Annotated in this window: 12 protein-coding genes; 7 read left to right on the plus strand and 5 right to left on the minus strand. The window is 72.4% G+C overall.

Annotated elements, in window-relative coordinates:
- Window positions 1–19 precede the first annotated feature (19 nt).
- Complete coding sequence (locus D0Z08_RS09955; protein ID WP_245993841.1) at window positions 20–949, minus strand: diacylglycerol/lipid kinase family protein; 930 nt, start codon at window positions 947–949, stop codon at window positions 20–22.
- Window positions 950–991: 42 nt separating this feature from the next.
- Between D0Z08_RS09955 and D0Z08_RS09960 the strand changes: the two genes are divergently transcribed.
- Window positions 992–2419, plus strand: coding sequence for a carboxyl transferase domain-containing protein (locus tag D0Z08_RS09960; RefSeq protein ID WP_118925080.1), 1428 nt, complete (start codon window positions 992–994; stop codon window positions 2417–2419).
- A 170-nt stretch (window positions 2420–2589) separates the two neighbouring features.
- Window positions 2590–3873: an adenylosuccinate synthase gene (locus D0Z08_RS09965; protein WP_118925081.1), complete on the plus strand. Its 1284-nt coding sequence runs from the start codon at window positions 2590–2592 to the stop codon at window positions 3871–3873.
- 4 nt (window positions 3874–3877) lie between these two features.
- On the opposite strand, the gene D0Z08_RS09970 is transcribed toward D0Z08_RS09965, so the two are convergent.
- The 3 genes from D0Z08_RS09970 to D0Z08_RS09980 all read right to left on the minus strand — a co-directional run bounded on the left by D0Z08_RS09970 (window position 3878) and on the right by D0Z08_RS09980 (window position 9344).
- The gene (locus D0Z08_RS09970) at window positions 3878–6121 is read right to left on the minus strand and encodes a serine/threonine-protein kinase (protein WP_118925082.1); all 2244 of its coding nucleotides are present in this window, start codon (window positions 6119–6121) and stop codon (window positions 3878–3880) included.
- A gap of 10 nt (window positions 6122–6131) precedes the next feature.
- The gene (locus tag D0Z08_RS09975; protein ID WP_147381387.1) at window positions 6132–8180 is read right to left on the minus strand and encodes an FG-GAP-like repeat-containing protein; all 2049 of its coding nucleotides are present in this window, start codon (window positions 8178–8180) and stop codon (window positions 6132–6134) included.
- Window positions 8181–8261: 81 nt separating this feature from the next.
- Complete coding sequence (locus D0Z08_RS09980; RefSeq protein ID WP_182481254.1) at window positions 8262–9344, minus strand: glycosyltransferase 87 family protein; 1083 nt, start codon at window positions 9342–9344, stop codon at window positions 8262–8264.
- 27 nt (window positions 9345–9371) lie between these two features.
- Here D0Z08_RS09980 and purD point away from each other — a divergent pair, with 27 nt between their 5' ends.
- The 5 genes from purD to D0Z08_RS10005 all read left to right on the plus strand — a co-directional run bounded on the left by purD (window position 9372) and on the right by D0Z08_RS10005 (window position 14533).
- Window positions 9372–10670: a phosphoribosylamine--glycine ligase gene (purD, locus tag D0Z08_RS09985; protein WP_118925110.1), complete on the plus strand. Its 1299-nt coding sequence runs from the start codon at window positions 9372–9374 to the stop codon at window positions 10668–10670.
- Between the two features lie 127 nt (window positions 10671–10797).
- Window positions 10798–12216 carry an adenylosuccinate lyase gene (gene purB / locus D0Z08_RS09990; RefSeq protein ID WP_118925084.1) on the plus strand — a complete coding sequence of 473 codons (1419 nt, stop codon included), beginning with the start codon at window positions 10798–10800 and terminating at the stop codon, window positions 12214–12216.
- A 12-nt stretch (window positions 12217–12228) separates the two neighbouring features.
- Window positions 12229–13152 carry an oxygenase MpaB family protein gene (locus D0Z08_RS09995; RefSeq protein WP_118925085.1) on the plus strand — a complete coding sequence of 308 codons (924 nt, stop codon included), beginning with the start codon at window positions 12229–12231 and terminating at the stop codon, window positions 13150–13152.
- A gap of 89 nt (window positions 13153–13241) precedes the next feature.
- Complete coding sequence (locus D0Z08_RS10000) at window positions 13242–13868, plus strand: RNA polymerase sigma factor (RefSeq protein WP_118925086.1); 627 nt, start codon at window positions 13242–13244, stop codon at window positions 13866–13868.
- Entirely contained in the window at window positions 13865–14533 is a 669-nt protein-coding gene (locus D0Z08_RS10005; RefSeq protein WP_118925087.1) for a hypothetical protein, read from the plus strand. Before D0Z08_RS10000 ends, D0Z08_RS10005 begins: the two co-directional genes overlap by 4 nt.
- A gap of 60 nt (window positions 14534–14593) precedes the next feature.
- Here the strand turns inward: D0Z08_RS10005 and D0Z08_RS10010 are convergent, their stop codons facing one another.
- Window positions 14594–14911: an antibiotic biosynthesis monooxygenase family protein gene (locus D0Z08_RS10010; RefSeq protein WP_118925088.1), complete on the minus strand. Its 318-nt coding sequence runs from the start codon at window positions 14909–14911 to the stop codon at window positions 14594–14596.
- Window positions 14912–15356: the final 445 nt, after the last annotated feature.

Raw genomic sequence — 15356 nt, forward strand, 5'->3', positions numbered from 1 at the left:
GGCGCCAAACCCTAGTCGTCTAGTCCCGGGGCACGATCATCGAGTACGCGCCCGGCTCCAGCCGCCAGGACCGGTGCCGCTCCGGCCCGTAGAGCTCGCCGTCCGCGCTGCACCAGAACTCGGTGCCGCTGACCGTCACCGTCTTGGCATGCACGGTGATCACGTCCTGGTGGGTGCTGTGGGTCCCGACCCCCAGCCGACCGACGTAGGCGAGGCGGGCGAGGGTGCCCTTGGGCCGCGCGATCATCACGTCGATCCGGCCGTCGCCCGGGTCGGCGTCGGGGGTGAGCTCCAGGCCGCCGCCGACCGTGGCGCCGTTGCCGAGGGCGACCATGAGCACCCGGTGGTCGACGTCGTTGATGACCTCGCCGTCGACCTCGACCCGCAGCCGCAGCGACGGGGGGTCGATCGCGGACAGGGCCGCGCCGATCGGGTAGCCGAGCTTGCCGAGGTTGACCGGCCCGACGCCGATCGCGCCGAGCCGCTCCTTCCATGGTGCTCCCTTGCGGCCGGCCTCTGCGCCGGCGCCCAGGTGCACCTGGTTGACCACGATCTGGCCGACCTCGTCGACCAGCAGGTCCATCGACCGGACCACGCCGTCGACGAGCGCCTGGGCGGCTTCCACCGGGTCGAGCGGGATCCCGATGGTGCGGGCGAAGTCGTTGCCGGTGCCGAGGGGCAGCAGTCCCAGCACCCGGTCGGGGCCGAGCTCGTGACGCCGGTGGAGCGCGGAGACGACCGCGTGCAGGCTGCCGTCGCCGCCGGCGACCACGACCCGGCGGGAGCCCGCGCGGTGCAGCGCGCCGTCGAGCTCCCCGGGGCCCGCGGTGGCGCAGACCTCGACCGAGGTGGAACCGCGCAGCACCCCGAGCGCGGCGAGGAGCGCGGTGTCGTCGGCGGTCCCGGCGTCACTGTTGGTGATCACCAGGAGGGGCTCAGGAGCAGGCACCTCACCACCTTAGGGGGCGGGTGAGTGGTTGGATCTCGGGTCATGGGGACGACGAGACAGTGGACCGCGCGCGAGCTGATCGACCTGGTCCTCGACGACGGCTCCTACGAGTCGTGGGACGAGCCGGTCGACATTAGCGGCCACGGCGACGGCTACCAGGACGAGCTCAGGGCGGCGGCGGAGAACGCGGGCACGGACGAGTCGGTCCTCACCGGGCGCGGCGCTGTCAACGGACGCCCGGTGGCGCTCATCGTCAACGAGTTCCGGTTCCTCGCCGGCTCGATCGGCGTCGCTGCCGCCGAGCGGATCGCGAACGCCGTACGACGTGCGACCGCTGCGGGCATCCCGGTCGTCGCCAGCACCTCCTCCGGCGGCACCCGGATGCAGGAGGGCACTCGGGCGTTCGTCCGGATGGTCGAGATCACCCGAGCGCTGATGGAGCACCGGGCAGCCGGCCTGCCCTACCTCGTGCACCTGCGCCACCCGACCACCGGCGGGGTCTACGCGTCGTGGGGCTCCCTCGGTCACGTGACCGTCGCCGAACCGGGCGCGCTGGTCGGGTTCCTCGGACCCAAGGTGTTCGAGGCGCTCAACGGCCACCCGTTCCCGGCGGGTGTGCAGACCGCCGAGAACCTCGCTGCCAAGGGCGTGGTCGACGCCGTGGTCGCGAGCGAGGACCTGCGCCGGCTCTTCGACCTGGCCCTGGCGGTCCTCGTCGACCCACCCACCGCAGCCACCCAGGAGCGTCGTACTCCCGTGCCGGCCGGCACCGACGGACCCGTCGCCTGGGACTCGATCGAGCGCACCCGGGCGCCGGGGCGGGCAGGGGTCCGCGACCTGCTCAAGTACGGCGCCGCGGGCACCCTGCGGCTCCGCGGCACCGACGAGGGGGAGCGCGACGAGACGGTCATCGTCGCCCTGACCCGGCTCGACGGCATCCCGTGCGTGCTCGTCGGGCAGGACCACACCCGGCAGACGGCGGCGACGCCGATGGGTCCCGCCGCCCTCCGCGAGGCGCGCCGCGCGATGCGGCTGGCCGAGGAGCTCCGGCTCCCGCTGGTGACCGTGGTGGACACCCCGGGCGCCGAGCTCTCGCCCGCGGCCGAGGAGCGCGCGATCGCCGGGGAGATCGCGCGCTGCATCGCGACCCTGGTGACGATGACCGTGCCGACCGTGTCGGTGATCCTCGGCCAGGGCTGTGGTGGCGGCGCCCTCGCCCTGCTGCCCGCGGCGACGGTGATCGCGACCGAGCACGCCTGGCTCTCGCCGCTGCCGCCCGAGGGGGCGAGCGTGATCCGTCACGGCACCGTCGACCGCGCGGCCGAGATGGCTGCCTCCCAGGGGGTGCGCGCGATCGACCTGCTCGCGGGTGGCGAGGTCCATGTCGTCGTCCCCGAGCACGACGACGACACCCCCGCCGACCTCGCCCACGCCGTCGCCGCGGAGATCGGGCACCGCCTCCGCGGCTGACAGATGCCGGATCCGGTCGCGATTTGGTAACGTTGCTGCGCAAGAGCCCCGGTCTTGCACCGGGGCTTTCGCATTGGTCAACCGATGGAACAGACAGTTTGTGGTGCGTCGAGCAGCCGGACCCGCGAGGGCCGGAGGGACTCCGTTCCCTGTAGCGAAGGAGCACACAGATGCCAGCGATCGTGATCGTCGGCGCCCAGTGGGGCGACGAGGGCAAGGGCAAGGCGACCGACCACCTGGGCAGCCGGGTGGACTACGTCGTCAAGTTCAACGGCGGCAACAACGCGGGCCACACCGTGGTCATCGGCAGCGAGAAGTACGCCCTCCACCTCCTCCCCAGCGGCATCCTGACCCCGGGCTGCACGCCGGTCATCGGCAACGGCGTCGTGGTCGACCTCGAGGTGCTCTTCCACGAGATCGACGGGCTCGAGGCGCGCGGCATCGACACCAGCCGGCTCAAGGTCAGCGCGAACGCGCACGTCATCGCCGACTACAACCGCACCGTCGACAAGGTCACCGAGCGCTTCCTCGGCAGCCGCCGGCTCGGCACCACCGGCCGCGGCATCGGGCCGACGTACGCCGACAAGATGAACCGGATCGGCATCCGCATCCAGGATCTCTTCGACGAGAAGATCCTGGAGCAGAAGGTCGCCGGGGCCCTGGAGCTCAAGGGCCAGGTGCTCACCAAGATCTACAACCGCCGGGCGCCCACGGTCGACCAGACCGTCGAGGAGCTGCTCGCGCACGCGGACCGGCTGGCGCCGTACGTCTGCGACACCACGCTGCTTCTCGGCCAGGCGCTCGACCGCGGCGAGACCGTCCTCCTCGAGGCCGGGCAGGCCACGCTGCTCGACGTCGACCACGGCACCTACCCGTTCGTGACCTCGAGCAGCGCGACGTCCGGCGGCGCCTGCACCGGCTCGGGCATCCCGCCGACCCGGATCGACCAGGTCATCGCGATCGTCAAGGCCTACACGACCCGCGTCGGCGAGGGCCCGTTCCCGACCGAGCTGCACGACGAGTCCGGCGACTTCCTGCGCAACACCGGCGCCGAGTTCGGTACGACGACCGGCCGGCCGCGGCGCTGCGGTTGGTACGACGCCGTGATCGCCCGCTACGCCGCACGGGTCAACGGCGTCACCGACTTCGTGCTCACCAAGCTCGACGTGCTGACCGGCCTGGAGCAGATCCCGGTCTGCGTCGCCTACGACGTCGACGGCGAGCGGTACGACGAGATGCCGGCCAGCCAGAGCGCGTTCCACCACGCGGTGCCCGTCTACGAGTACTTCCCCGGCTGGTCCGAGGACATCAGCGGCGCCCGGACGCTGACGGACCTGCCGGCCAACGCGCAGGCCTACGTGAAGGCGCTGGAGGAGATCTCGGGCGCGCGGATGTCGGTCATCGGGGTCGGGCCCGAGCGCGAGCAGGCGGTCGTGCTGCACCCGCTGCGCTAGCCGCCTAGAGGATCGCCGGCTGGACGTTGGCGACCAGGGTGAGCGCGGCGCACGCGTCGCCGCTGCAGGGAATGATGCCCCACCCCTTCTGGTCGAACCTGGCGAACGAGCTCCCGTCGGACAGTGCGACTCCGATGGCGAGCCCGTCGCTGCGGTGTGCCGTCGCGACCAGGTCGTCGGCACCGTCGCCGTTGACATCGGAGAGGGTGTGCTCGAAGGACGGGGCGCCGTTGTCGAAGACGTGCTCCTCCCAGTCCTTCTCGGGGATGTCCGGGGCCAGCCACTCGGCGACGTCGCGGCCGAAGGCGCCGTCGTCGTACTCGATGACGCCGACGGCGCCCCCGCGCCCGTTGGTCACGACCAGCTCGTCGTCGCCGTCGCCTTCGGGGTCGCCGGCGACGAACCAGCCGACCCCCCAGGTGTCGGTCTCGAGCCGGGTCGGCTCCTCCGCGGTGTAGGTGCCGTCGTCGTTGCGGAAGGGCTGGACCTCGACTCCGGTGATGGTGTTGCGACGGTGCGTGTTGGACGCCCGGAACAGGTCGTCGTCACCGTCGCCGTCGAAGTCGCCGACGCCCGTGATCGGGTCGTCGGTCTGCCCGAGGTCGAGCACCTGCTCCGGTTCACCGAAGGACCGGTCACCGGCGAGCGAGGCATGCACGGTGACGAAGGTGTCGTTGTCGTAGTTGTCGTCGTCGTTGAAGTCGAGGTACTCGTTGCTGAACAGGAGGTCGTCGCGGCCGTCGTCGTCGACATCGGCGAGGTAGGGCTGGAGGGTCTCCCACTTCTCGATCGCGGTGAGCTGCTGGGTGTGACGCCAGATCTCGCCGGTACCGGTGATCACGCGGACCTCGTAGGTCGCGGCCCTCCCCGAGAGCACCTCGGCACCCGGCGTCGAGAACCACACCTGGTCCATCCGGCCGTCGCCGTCGACGTCGCCGAGGAGCGGGGCGCCGGACTCGGAGCCGAGCTCGGTGGCGGGCCCGAGCGTGGTGCTGGTCGAGAGCAGCTGCCAGAGGGTGCCGCTGCTGGTGTTGAGCGGCTCGAACTGCTCGAGACGGGCCTGCGCGACGACGTCGCCGAGGCCGTCGCCGTCGATGTCGCCGCTGACCAGCTCGGGCACCTCGGGGTCGGGCTCGGCGGTTGGCTCGCCATCGTCCCGGGCGGCGAGCCCCGCCCAGGTCGCGGCACCGCCGAGCAGGGCGATGAGAACGACGCCGCCGACGATGAGGGGCCAGGGGCGGCGGCGCCGCGGCGCTGCCGGCGCCGCGGTCGGGCCGACCGTCGGCGCTGCGTGCGACCCGGATGCCGGTGCTGGCGAGGGAGGAGGGGGAGGTGGCGGCGCGGTCGTCGGTACGGCGTCGCGGGTCACCGTGACGGCGGCGTCCGTCGACGCTGCGCTGACCCGGGCGTCGGGTGCGGCGGCCGCCAGCTGCTCGAGGTCGGCCGCGAGTGCCGCGCCGTCGGCGTGCCGTTCCGCGGGGACCTTGGCCAGCACCCGGGTGAAGAGTCGGTTGAGCCCCTGCGTGAAGTCGTCGCTGCCGGTCAGCTGGGGGGTCGGTGCGTTGGCGTGGGCGATCGCCATCTCGACCGGCGTCCCGGTGAACGGCTCTTGACCCGTGAGGCACTTCCACAGCACGCACCCCACGGCGTACAGGTCGCTGGCAGGTGCGGCCGAGGAGCCCAGCGTGCGCTCCGGCGCGAGGTAGGCCCAGGTGCCGGCGACCATGCCGGTCGCCGTGTGGTGGCTCGCCGCGTCGGAGACCGCGATGCCGAAGTCGCACAGGTAGGCGTGCTCGCGGCTGGTGCCTGGTTCGGCGAGCAGCACGTTGCCCGGCTTGACGTCGCGGTGCAGGACCCCGGCCCGGTGGGCGTCGTCGAGCCCGCGGGCGAGCTGGGCGCACAGCCGCAGGGCGCGCTTCGCGGTCAGTCGGCCCTCGTCGGCGACGAGGGAGCCGAGGTCGGTGCCCACGATGAACTGGGTGACGATGTAGGGGAACCCGTCGACCTCGTCGTGGTCGTGGATCTGGACGATCCAGGGCGACTGCACCCGGGACATCGCGAGGGCCTCGTGGTGGAAGCGGCGCCGGTACTCCTCGGTCGAGGCGAGCGGCCCGGTGATGACCTTGAGCGCGACCTCCCGTCCCAGGCGGAGGTCGGTCGCGGCGTAGACGACGCCCATGCCGCCCTGGCCGATCATCCGCTCGATGCGGTAGTGCCCGAGGGTTCCTCCCGGCTGGGGGATCTGCATCTGTCCTCGCTCAGTACGCCGGCGTGACCGGGTCGAAGTCGTAGCCGCAGTCCGATCCGCAGACGAACGACCCCCACGGCACCGGCGCTGCCAGCGCGCCGTCCTCGGCGAGCCGGACCGTCACCGGCCTGCTGTCGCCGTCCCCGCGAAACTTGAAGAACACCAGGTCGTCGTCGCCGTCGCCGTCGACGTCCGAGATGACCCAGTCGGCCGTGGCGGCCGAGCTGTAGCGCTCGAAGCGGCCCTGCCATGCGGGGTTGTCGGCGGTGGCCCGCCAGATGATCGAGACCTCGTGCGACGACCCCTCCGTGAAGTCGATCGTCGCCAGGCCGTCGGGGCCGACGAGCAGCGGCTCGTCGGCACCGTCGCCGTCCAGGTCGCCGTAGAGCCGGACGCCCTGGGTGTAGTTGCCCGGTCCGAGGGAGAGGACGTCGCCCGAGTCGGCGAGCGCGCTCCCGTCCGAGGTGATCAGCTGGAGCTCGATGTTCCACGGCCGGTCGTCCGCGGGGCCGTCACCCTCCATGGCCGCGAGGATGTCGTGGTTGCCGTCCCCGTCGAAGTCGGCGACGTCGAACTGGGCGATGTCGGCGTCGTGGTCGGAGGAGTACCACTGCTCGGGCTCCGCGAACCCGTCGCCCTCCGACGGTCCCACGAAGAGGCGGATCCCGTCGTTGTGGAGGTAGTCGTCGAAGACGATCAGGTCTGCGCGTCCGTCCTGGTCCATGTCGCCCAGCAGAGCCGTGGCGTTGTCGCCGGCTCCCCAGGGAGTCGTGTCGGCGCGGATCTCCTGGTGCCACGGCTCGCCCTCCGCCGGCACCACGTCGATCACGAGCGCCAGATCCACACTCGTCGTGAAGACGCGGTCCAGCTTGCCGTCGCCGTCGACGTCGGCGAGCTGCAGCTCGGGATTCGCCTCGAGGTCGACCGCTTCGGGGTAGGACTCCGGGACCGGCTCACCGACCCCGTCCTCGCCGGACGGGAGGAGGACGAGGTCGCCGGTGTAGCGGAAGTTCTCGGAGTCGTAGCCGCCGAGGAGCACGTCCCCGCGGCCGTCGCCATCGAGGTCGCCGGTCACCGAGTGCTCAGTGGCCGCGGGCCCTCCGTCCCCCTCGTCCGTGCCGGACAGCAGCTTCCAGGCGACGCCGCCGACGACGATCACGAGCACGACCGCCGCCGCCACCAGGGGCAGGACGAGCCGACGGCGCCGGGCAGGAGTGGGCGGTGCGGCGCTGCCGGGTGCGGAGGAAGGTGGGGGCACGGGCGGCGGCAGGGCAGGGCGGATCGCCGTCGGCGGCGCAGCAGGCGGCCCTGCGGCCGGCGCGGCTGGCGCGACCGGTGGGGCCCAGCGACCGGCGAGGTCCGCGAGCTCGGCACGCAGGGCGTTCGCGTCACCCGGTCGGCCGCCCGGGTCGGCGCTCAGCAGGCGGCCGAGCAGGCTGTCGATGCGGGGGCCGAACCTGCCGGGCGGCGGCGGGGACGCCTCGGGACCGGGGTCGGAGCCGGTCAGGCTCGCGAGCAGCAGCCGCCCGATGCCCCGCAGGTCGCGGTCGACGCTTGCCGAGGGGTCCGCGCCGCCCAGGGGGAACCCGGTGAGCCAGGCGTGCGCCCGCTCGGTCCCGGGATCCCGCGCCAGGACGTGCCGGGGTCCGAGGTCCCCGTGCACGAGCCCGTGCCGATGGGCATCGGCCAAGCCGGCGGCGGCCTGCTCCGCCAGCAGCAGTGCCGCGCGCTCCGACAGTGGGCCGCGTTGCCGCAGCCACGCACCCAGATCGCCGCCGGCGACGTACTGGCTCACGAGGTAGGGACGGTCGCCGCCTGTCTCGTGGTCGTGCACCTGGGCGATGTACGGCGACGCCAGGCTCGACAGGCGGGTGGCCGCCTGCCGGAACGTGTCGGCGAACTCGGGCCGCGCGGCCAGGTCGGACCGGACGACGGTCAGCGCGACGGTGCGCTGGAGCCGCTCGTCGGTCGCGGCGTAGACGACGCCGATGCCGTCGTCGCCGAGCACCCAGTCGATCCGATAGCGACCGAACTGGTCACCAGGCTGAGGAACCTGCACGCCGAACACACCCCCCGAGAAAGAAATGATGGACGCGGCCAGTCTGCCCGACGGTCGCGATGCCGAACCTGAAGGCTCGGATCAACCGGGTCGACGGAGCGTGACGGCCACCCCGGACGCGAGGACGAGAGCGGCGAGCAGGTAGGCGTTGCCGGCGACGTGGTCGGCGACGCCCCACTCGAGCTCGCGCCCCTCGCCCCAGGGCGGCCACAGGATCGGTCGGCTCACGAAGACCGCCGACCAGGCCGCGGCCGCCCACCTGCTGCGCTCCCACAGCGCGACCGCCACGGGGATCGCCCACACCCAGTGGTGCGACCACGCGATCGGGGACGCCAGCAGCATCGCCATCGCCGCCAGGCAGGTGCCCAGCACCCGGTCGCCGCGCCGCCAGCAGGCGGCGCCCACCACGACCACGGCGAGCGCGAGCGGCCCGGCGACGGCGAGCCAGAGCCAGGTCGGCGGTGGTCCGTCGAGCAACCGGGTCAACGCTCCGAACGCCGACTGGTTGTGCGCCAGGGCCGGCGGTCCCACCCGGCGGGCGTCCAGGAGCCCGTCGGTCCAGTACGACGACGCGCCCGGCACTGCCACCAGGCCGACGGCGACGGTGGCCGCGAACGCCAGCACCGCCCGGCCCGCCGCGGCGCGGCGGCCGACCAGGACCAGCAGCACCACGAACACCAGCGGGGTGAGCTTGATGCCGGCCACGACCCCGACGAGGACTCCGGACCACCGGCGCTCCGGGCGAACCAGGTCGACCACGACAGCCAGCATCAGCAACGCGTTCACCTGACCGAACGCCAGGTTCTGCCACACCGGCTCCAGCGCGATCGTGGCGAGGGCGACGGAGGCGACCAGCCATCCGGGCGTGGGGAGCTGGTGCGCCCGTCGTACGACGACGACCGTCGCCGCGACGCAGGCTGCGCTCGCGCCGGTCCACAGGCCGGCGGCGAGCCACCCGGGCACGAGCGCCAACGGCACCATCAGCACGGCGGCGAACGGTGGGTAGGTGAACGGCAGCCCGGTCACCGGATCGTCCGCTGCGTAGACCGACATCCCGTCGAGCACGGTCCGGCCGGCGTACCGGTAGACGTGCAGGTCCGTGAACCCGCCCACCAGCGCGCCGACCACGGTTCCACCGACCGCCAGGACGAGGATCCAGGGCACGTAGGATCGGCGCTCGTGTCCAGCGAACTGAGCGTCCTCGTCATCGGCACCGGTGGGCGCGAGCACGCGCTCGTGCTCGCGCTGGCGGACGACCCCGCGGTCACGGCGTTGCATGCCGCGCCGGGCAATCCCGGCATCGCGGCCCAGGCGACCGTGCATGAGGTCGACCCTATGTCCGGGCAGGCGGTTGCGGACCTCGCCGAGGAGATCGGCGCCGGCCTCGTCGTGATCGGGCCGGAGGCGCCGTTGGTCGCCGGCGTGGCCGACGCGGTGCGCGAGCGCGGGATCGCGGTCTTCGGCCCCTCCGGCGCGGCCGCTCAGCTCGAGGGATCGAAGGCGTTCTCCAAGGAGGTCATGGCGGCCGCCGGCGTTCCGACTGCGCGCTCGCGCACGTGCGCCACGACCGAGGAGGTGGCGGCCGCGCTCGACGAGTTCGGTGCGCCCTACGTCGTGAAGGACGACGCGCTCGCCGCGGGCAAGGGCGTTGTCGTCACCGTCGACCGCGACGAGGCGCTGGCCCATGCCGAGGCCTGCGGTCGGGTCGTGGTCGAGGAGTTCCTCGACGGGCCCGAGGTGTCGCTGTTCGCCGTCTGCGATGGCAGTACGGCGTACCCGCTCCAGCCCGCGCAGGACTTCAAGAGGATCTTCGACGGCGGCCGCGGGCCCAACACCGGCGGGATGGGCTCCTACACGCCCCTCACCTGGGTGCAGCCCGACCTCGCGCAGGTCGTGATGGACACCGTCGTGCAGCCGACGCTCGACGAGATGAACCGGCGGGGCGCGCCGTTCGTGGGCTGCCTCTACGTCGGTCTCGCGCTGACCGACGCCGGTCCGCGGGTGATCGAGTTCAACTGCCGCTTCGGTGACCCCGACATCCAGCCGGTCCTCGCCGTTCTCGAGTCGCCGTTCGGCACCCTGCTGCACGCAGCGGCCGAGGGGCGGCTCGACACCGTCCCGGCGCCGACCTTCCGCGACGCGGCGTCGGTCACGGTCGTGCTCGCCTCGGCCGGCTACCCGGAGTCCTCGTCGAAGGGCGACGTGATTCGTGGCGTCGGCGCGGCCAACTGCGTCAACGACGTCGACGTCATCCACGCCGGCACGGCGATCGTCGACGCCCCTGAGCCGGGCGACCCGGGCCATCGGCACCTGGTCACCGCGGGCGGCCGGGTGCTCGCCGTCCGCGCCGTCGGCTACGACGTCGCCGACGCCCGCTCCCGCGCGTACGCCGCCGCCGACCTGATCTCCTTCGACGGCCTGCAGCGCCGCTCGGACATCGCTGCCGAGCCGCTCGGTGTCGTCGAGGGTGCCGCCCTCAAGGACTCCTGAACCCCGCGAAGCGACCAACCTCGACACTTCGCGCGACCAACCTCGACATCTCGCGCGACCAACCTCGACATCTCGCGCGACCAAGAGTGACACTTCGCGGGGCGGGCGGCATGGGAGAATCAGGCACGTGACTGTGCCCAACGTCCTCGCTACCCGGTACGCCGGCGCCGACCTTGCCGAGATCTGGTCCCCCGAGCACAAGATCGTGCTCGAGCGGCAGCTGTGGATCGCCGTGCTCAAGGCGCAGCGCGACCTCGGCATCGACGTCCCCGATGGGGTGGTCGAGGCCTACGAGGACGTCGTCGAGAAGGTCGACCTGGCGTCGATCGCCGCGCGCGAGCGGATCACCCGGCACGACGTGAAGGCGCGGATCGAGGAGTTCTCCGCGCTCGCCGGGCACGAGCACATCCACAAGGGCATGACCTCGCGCGACCTGACCGAGAACGTCGAGCAGCTGCAGGTGAAGCAGTCCCTCGAGCTGCTCCGCGACCGCACCGTCGCCACCCTCGCCCGGCTGGCCCGTCTCGCCGCCGAGCACGAGGCCACCGTGATGGCCGGCCGCTCGCACAACGTCGCGGCGCAGGCGACCACCCTCGGCAAGCGGTTCGCGTCGATCGCCGACGAGCTGCTGATCGCGCTCGACCGGGTCGAGGACCTGCTCGCGCGCTACCCGCTCCGGGGCATCAAGGGCCCGATGGGCACCGCCCAGGACATGCTCGACCTGCTGGGGGGCGACGAGGACAAGCTGACCGACCTCGAGCAGCGGGTCGCCGGACACCTCGGCTTCGAGCGGGTGCTGACGAGTGTCGGCCAGGTCTATCCCCGCAGCCTCGACTTCGACGTCCTCTCGGCACTGGTGCAGCTGACCGCGGCGCCGTCCAACCTGGCGACCACGATCCGGCTGATGGCCGGCAACGAGCTGGTCACCGAGGGCTTCCAGGAGGGCCAGGTCGGCTCGTCCGCGATGCCGCACAAGATGAACACCCGGTCCTGCGAGCGGGTCAACGGGCTCGCCGTGGTCACCCGCGGCTACCTGTCGATGGTCGGCGAGCTCGCCGGCGACCAGTGGAACGAGGGCGACGTCTCCTGCTCCGTCGTACGCCGGGTGGCCCTGCCGGACGCGTTCTTCGCCGTCGACGGCCTGTTCCAGACCTTCCTCACCGTTCTCGACGAGTTCGGTGCCTTCCCCGCGGTGATCCAGCGCGAGCTCGACCGGTACCTGCCGTTCCTCGCCACCACCAAGGTGCTGATGGCCGCGGTGCGCAACGGCGTCGGCCGCGAGACCGCGCACGAGGCGATCAAGGAGGCGGCCGTCGGCACGGCGCTGGCGATGCGCAAGGGCCAGGCCGACAACGACGTGTTCGCCAAGCTCGCCGCCGACGAGCGACTCGGCCTCACCGCCGACCAGCTGGAGACCCTGGTGGCCGACCCGATCACCTTCACCGGTGCCGCGGTCGCGCAGACCCAGGCGGTCTGCCGGCAGGTCGCCCTGGTCGTCGAGCGCCACCCGGCCGCCGCGGCGTACTCACCCGGCGCGATCCTGTAGGACACTCGGGCCATGAGCGGGTACTTCGACGAGAGGTCGATGGTCGTCCGCGCGATGCGCCAGCGGGCGGTGGGGCTGACCTACGGCCAGCGGGCACTCGTGATCGGCGCCCTGCATCCCCGACTGTTCGTGGGGACCGCCCAGCACACCACCCACCGGACCTCGCCGTACACGCGGCTCGGCCTGACGGCCCGGCTCTTCGAGGCCGTCTTCCTCGGGTCCAAGGACGAGGCGGACCGCGCGCTCGCCTTCGCGGCCAAGCGGCACGCGACGGTGCGCGGCACCATGAGTGTCGACGGCGGCCCCGCGCACCCGGAGGGCGCGGCGTACGACGCGGCCGACCCCGGGCTGATGTGGTGGACCGCGGCGTTCGCGCTGGACTCGGTCGAGTTCATGTACGACGCGCTGGTGCGCCGGATGACGGACCGCGAACGTGAGGAGCTCTTCGAGGGCTTCGTCGCCTGGGCCGAGCTCTTCGGCATGCCGCGCACAGGTGCGCCGGCGTCGTACGGCGAGTTCCGGACGACGTACGACGCGTGGCTGGTCTCCGACGAGCCGCACCTGGTCGACGAGGCGCGCCTGGTCGGCCGGCACATCGCGGGCGTCTCCGGCTACGGCCTGCCGCTGCGCCTGGTCACCTCACCGGCGCTGGCGACCGTGGTGCAGGGCAGCCTGCCGTCCGTCGTCCGCGACCACTACGGGATCCCGTGGGGCCTGCGTGAGGAGGCCGCCTGGCAGGCCGCCAGCCGGGCCAGTCGGCTCGCCCACGGCCGGGTTCCGCTGTTGGCGAGCACGCCGCTGCTGAGGGGGCGCAGCCGGGACTTCTACAAGGTCGTCCAGCGCGGGGAGAAGGCGCTCCTCGCCCGCGGTGGGGTGAGCATCCCGGGCGTCTCCGACGTCGATCCTCCCTATCGAGGCTTCTCCGAGACGGCGTAGCAGGCACCCTGCTCGGTTACCGTGGGGATGGCCGACCGATGGTGTCCCTGGGGGTGTGACGCTCGATGCCGAGGCGGACATGGAAGGGCATGACCCCAACCTCCGACCCCGGGTCGTCGGACGAGCACGACCCGGAGCTCCAATTCCGGGCGTTGTACGACGGCAACTTCGCCGCCGTCCTCGGCTACACGCTGCGCCGGGTCGATCAGCCCGCCGACGCGGCGGACGTGGTGAGCGAGGTCTTCCTGGTCGCGTGGCGCCGGCTCGACGAGGCGCCGCCGGGCGACGGCCGGCCGTGGCTCTTCGGGATCGCGCGGCACACCCTGTCCAACTACCACCGGGGGCAGCGGCGCCGGCAGCGGCTGGGCGGCCGGCTCCGCGACGCGTTGGGCCGCGACGTCGTACCCGACCCGGCGACCGGTGTCGCCGAGTGGGACCGGATCCGACGGGTCCTGCTGCGGCTCCGACCCGATGACCGTGAGCTGCTCATGCTGGTCGGCTGGGACGGGCTGACGCCCACCGAGGCGGCCGGCGTGGTCGGCATCGCGCCGGGCACGGCCCGGATGCGGCTGGCGCGAGCCCGGCAGCGCCTGCGTTCATTGTTGGGGGGCGAGCTCGTCGACGGCGATCAGGTACGGGGAGGGTGTGACGCTCCGGCGATCACCGGACATGTCCAGGCAGTCCCGTTCGAGCACGTGATCGGGGAGAGCCGATGATCGACGACCACCCCGACCTGGGTCCCGACCCGCTGGCCGGCAGGGACCCGCACCCGCGGGAGCAGATCGACCTCTGGCCCCTCCACGACGCGCGCCAAGAGCTCCTGGAGGAGATCGTGTCCCAGCCCGGCCCCGGCAACGCTTCCGCGCCGTCCACCCGTCGTTTCCTGGTACCCGTCGGCGTCGCTGCCGCGGTCGCGCTCGTAGCAGGCGGTGCCTGGTTCGTCGTCAGCAGCGACGACAACAAGGACGACGACCAGATCGTCGCGTCCAGCGACTCGCCGACGGACAGCCCCGACGACGCGACCGACCCCTCCACGGAGGAGGCGGACGAGCCCAGCGAGCCCGCCGACCCGGCGGTCGCCCCGCTGAGCGAGGTCGAGAAGGGCGACGTCCTGGGCCCGCAGCAGTGCCGGAGGTTCCGCCACGCCGATGTCGCCCTCTACCTCGGCAGGGACGGCTCCCACCCGCGGGACGAGGTGTTGGTCACGCTGCGGGAGCTCGACCGGGCACTGGAGCTGACGAGGCTCCGCCGTGACAAGCCCTGGCGTGTCCAGATCATCCGCGTCGGCGATCGCGACGACGCCCGCGACCGCGTCATCAGTGTCGACAAGGCCTGCAAGGTCGTCGCCATCGACGAGCTGAAGGTGCGCGACGGGGGATGACCGCGACGACGCCCGCCGAGCTTGTCGAGGCGCCTCGACAGGCTCGGCGGGCGCAACTCGTCAGGACGGCTTGACGTCCAGCACGACCTCGAACTCCAGCAGGTCGGCGCCGGACGACACCGGCTTCTTCTGCTCGTCGCCCGGCTTGGTCGCGTGGGCTGCCATGCCGGCGCCCTCGCGCCAGGCGTCGAAGGACGCCTGGTCCTCCCAGTGGGTGACGACGAAGTAGCGGTCGTCGCCGGCCACCGGGCGCAGCAGCTGGAAGCCGAGGAACCCGGGCGATCCCTCGACGGCGCCGGCCCGGGCGGCGAACCGCTCCTCGAGGTGCGCCCCGGCGCCGGGCGGGACGTGGATGGCGTTGATCTTCACGACGGACATGGGTCGAGCCTAGGTGTACTCGGCCACCTAGGCCCCTCCGGTACGGCGGCCGCGCGCGTAGTCGACCGACACCCGCCGTCAAGGACCTCGCTTCGCTCGGCCGCTCCGCGGCGCCTGCGGCGTCCTTGACCGCGGGTCCCTGTCGGCCGACTTCCGGCGCGCTCAACGGCACGGGCTCCGCCGCGCCGCCGCTGGCGCGGCCGCCTCGACGCTGGTCGAGACGCTGACAGCCTAAGAGGAAAAGGTTCCGATTGGGACGGCAAAGGCGTGTCATCGAACACTTGTTCGAGTGGAATGGGTGCATGATCTCGGGCCTGCTGTTATCTCGCAGGACAACGGTGACAGTTCTGCATCAGGACATCGGTGACACTTCAGATGGTCTTGGTGGTGACACTTCTGCCCCGATGCTGCGGCGGTGGCTGCCAATGAACCGATAGATCCCCGT

The organism is Nocardioides immobilis, from assembly GCF_003515065.1.
In the GTDB taxonomy this organism is placed as follows: Bacteria; Actinomycetota; Actinomycetes; order Propionibacteriales; family Nocardioidaceae; genus Nocardioides; species Nocardioides immobilis.

Excerpts from the sequence above, each read along its gene's own strand:
- D0Z08_RS09995 (WP_118925085.1), top strand. The coding sequence starts at position 12,229 with ATGAGCGGGTACTTCGACGAGAGGTCGATGGTCGTCCGCGCGATGCGC.
- D0Z08_RS09970 (WP_118925082.1), bottom strand. The coding sequence starts at position 6,121 with ATGCAGATCCCCCAGCCGGGAGGAACCCTCGGGCACTACCGCATCGAG.
- D0Z08_RS10000 (WP_118925086.1), top strand. The coding sequence starts at position 13,242 with ATGACCCCAACCTCCGACCCCGGGTCGTCGGACGAGCACGACCCGGAG.
- D0Z08_RS10005 (WP_118925087.1), top strand. The coding sequence starts at position 13,865 with ATGATCGACGACCACCCCGACCTGGGTCCCGACCCGCTGGCCGGCAGG.
- D0Z08_RS09960 (WP_118925080.1), top strand. The coding sequence starts at position 992 with ATGGGGACGACGAGACAGTGGACCGCGCGCGAGCTGATCGACCTGGTC.
- D0Z08_RS10010 (WP_118925088.1), bottom strand. The coding sequence starts at position 14,911 with ATGTCCGTCGTGAAGATCAACGCCATCCACGTCCCGCCCGGCGCCGGG.
- D0Z08_RS09965 (WP_118925081.1), top strand. The coding sequence starts at position 2,590 with ATGCCAGCGATCGTGATCGTCGGCGCCCAGTGGGGCGACGAGGGCAAG.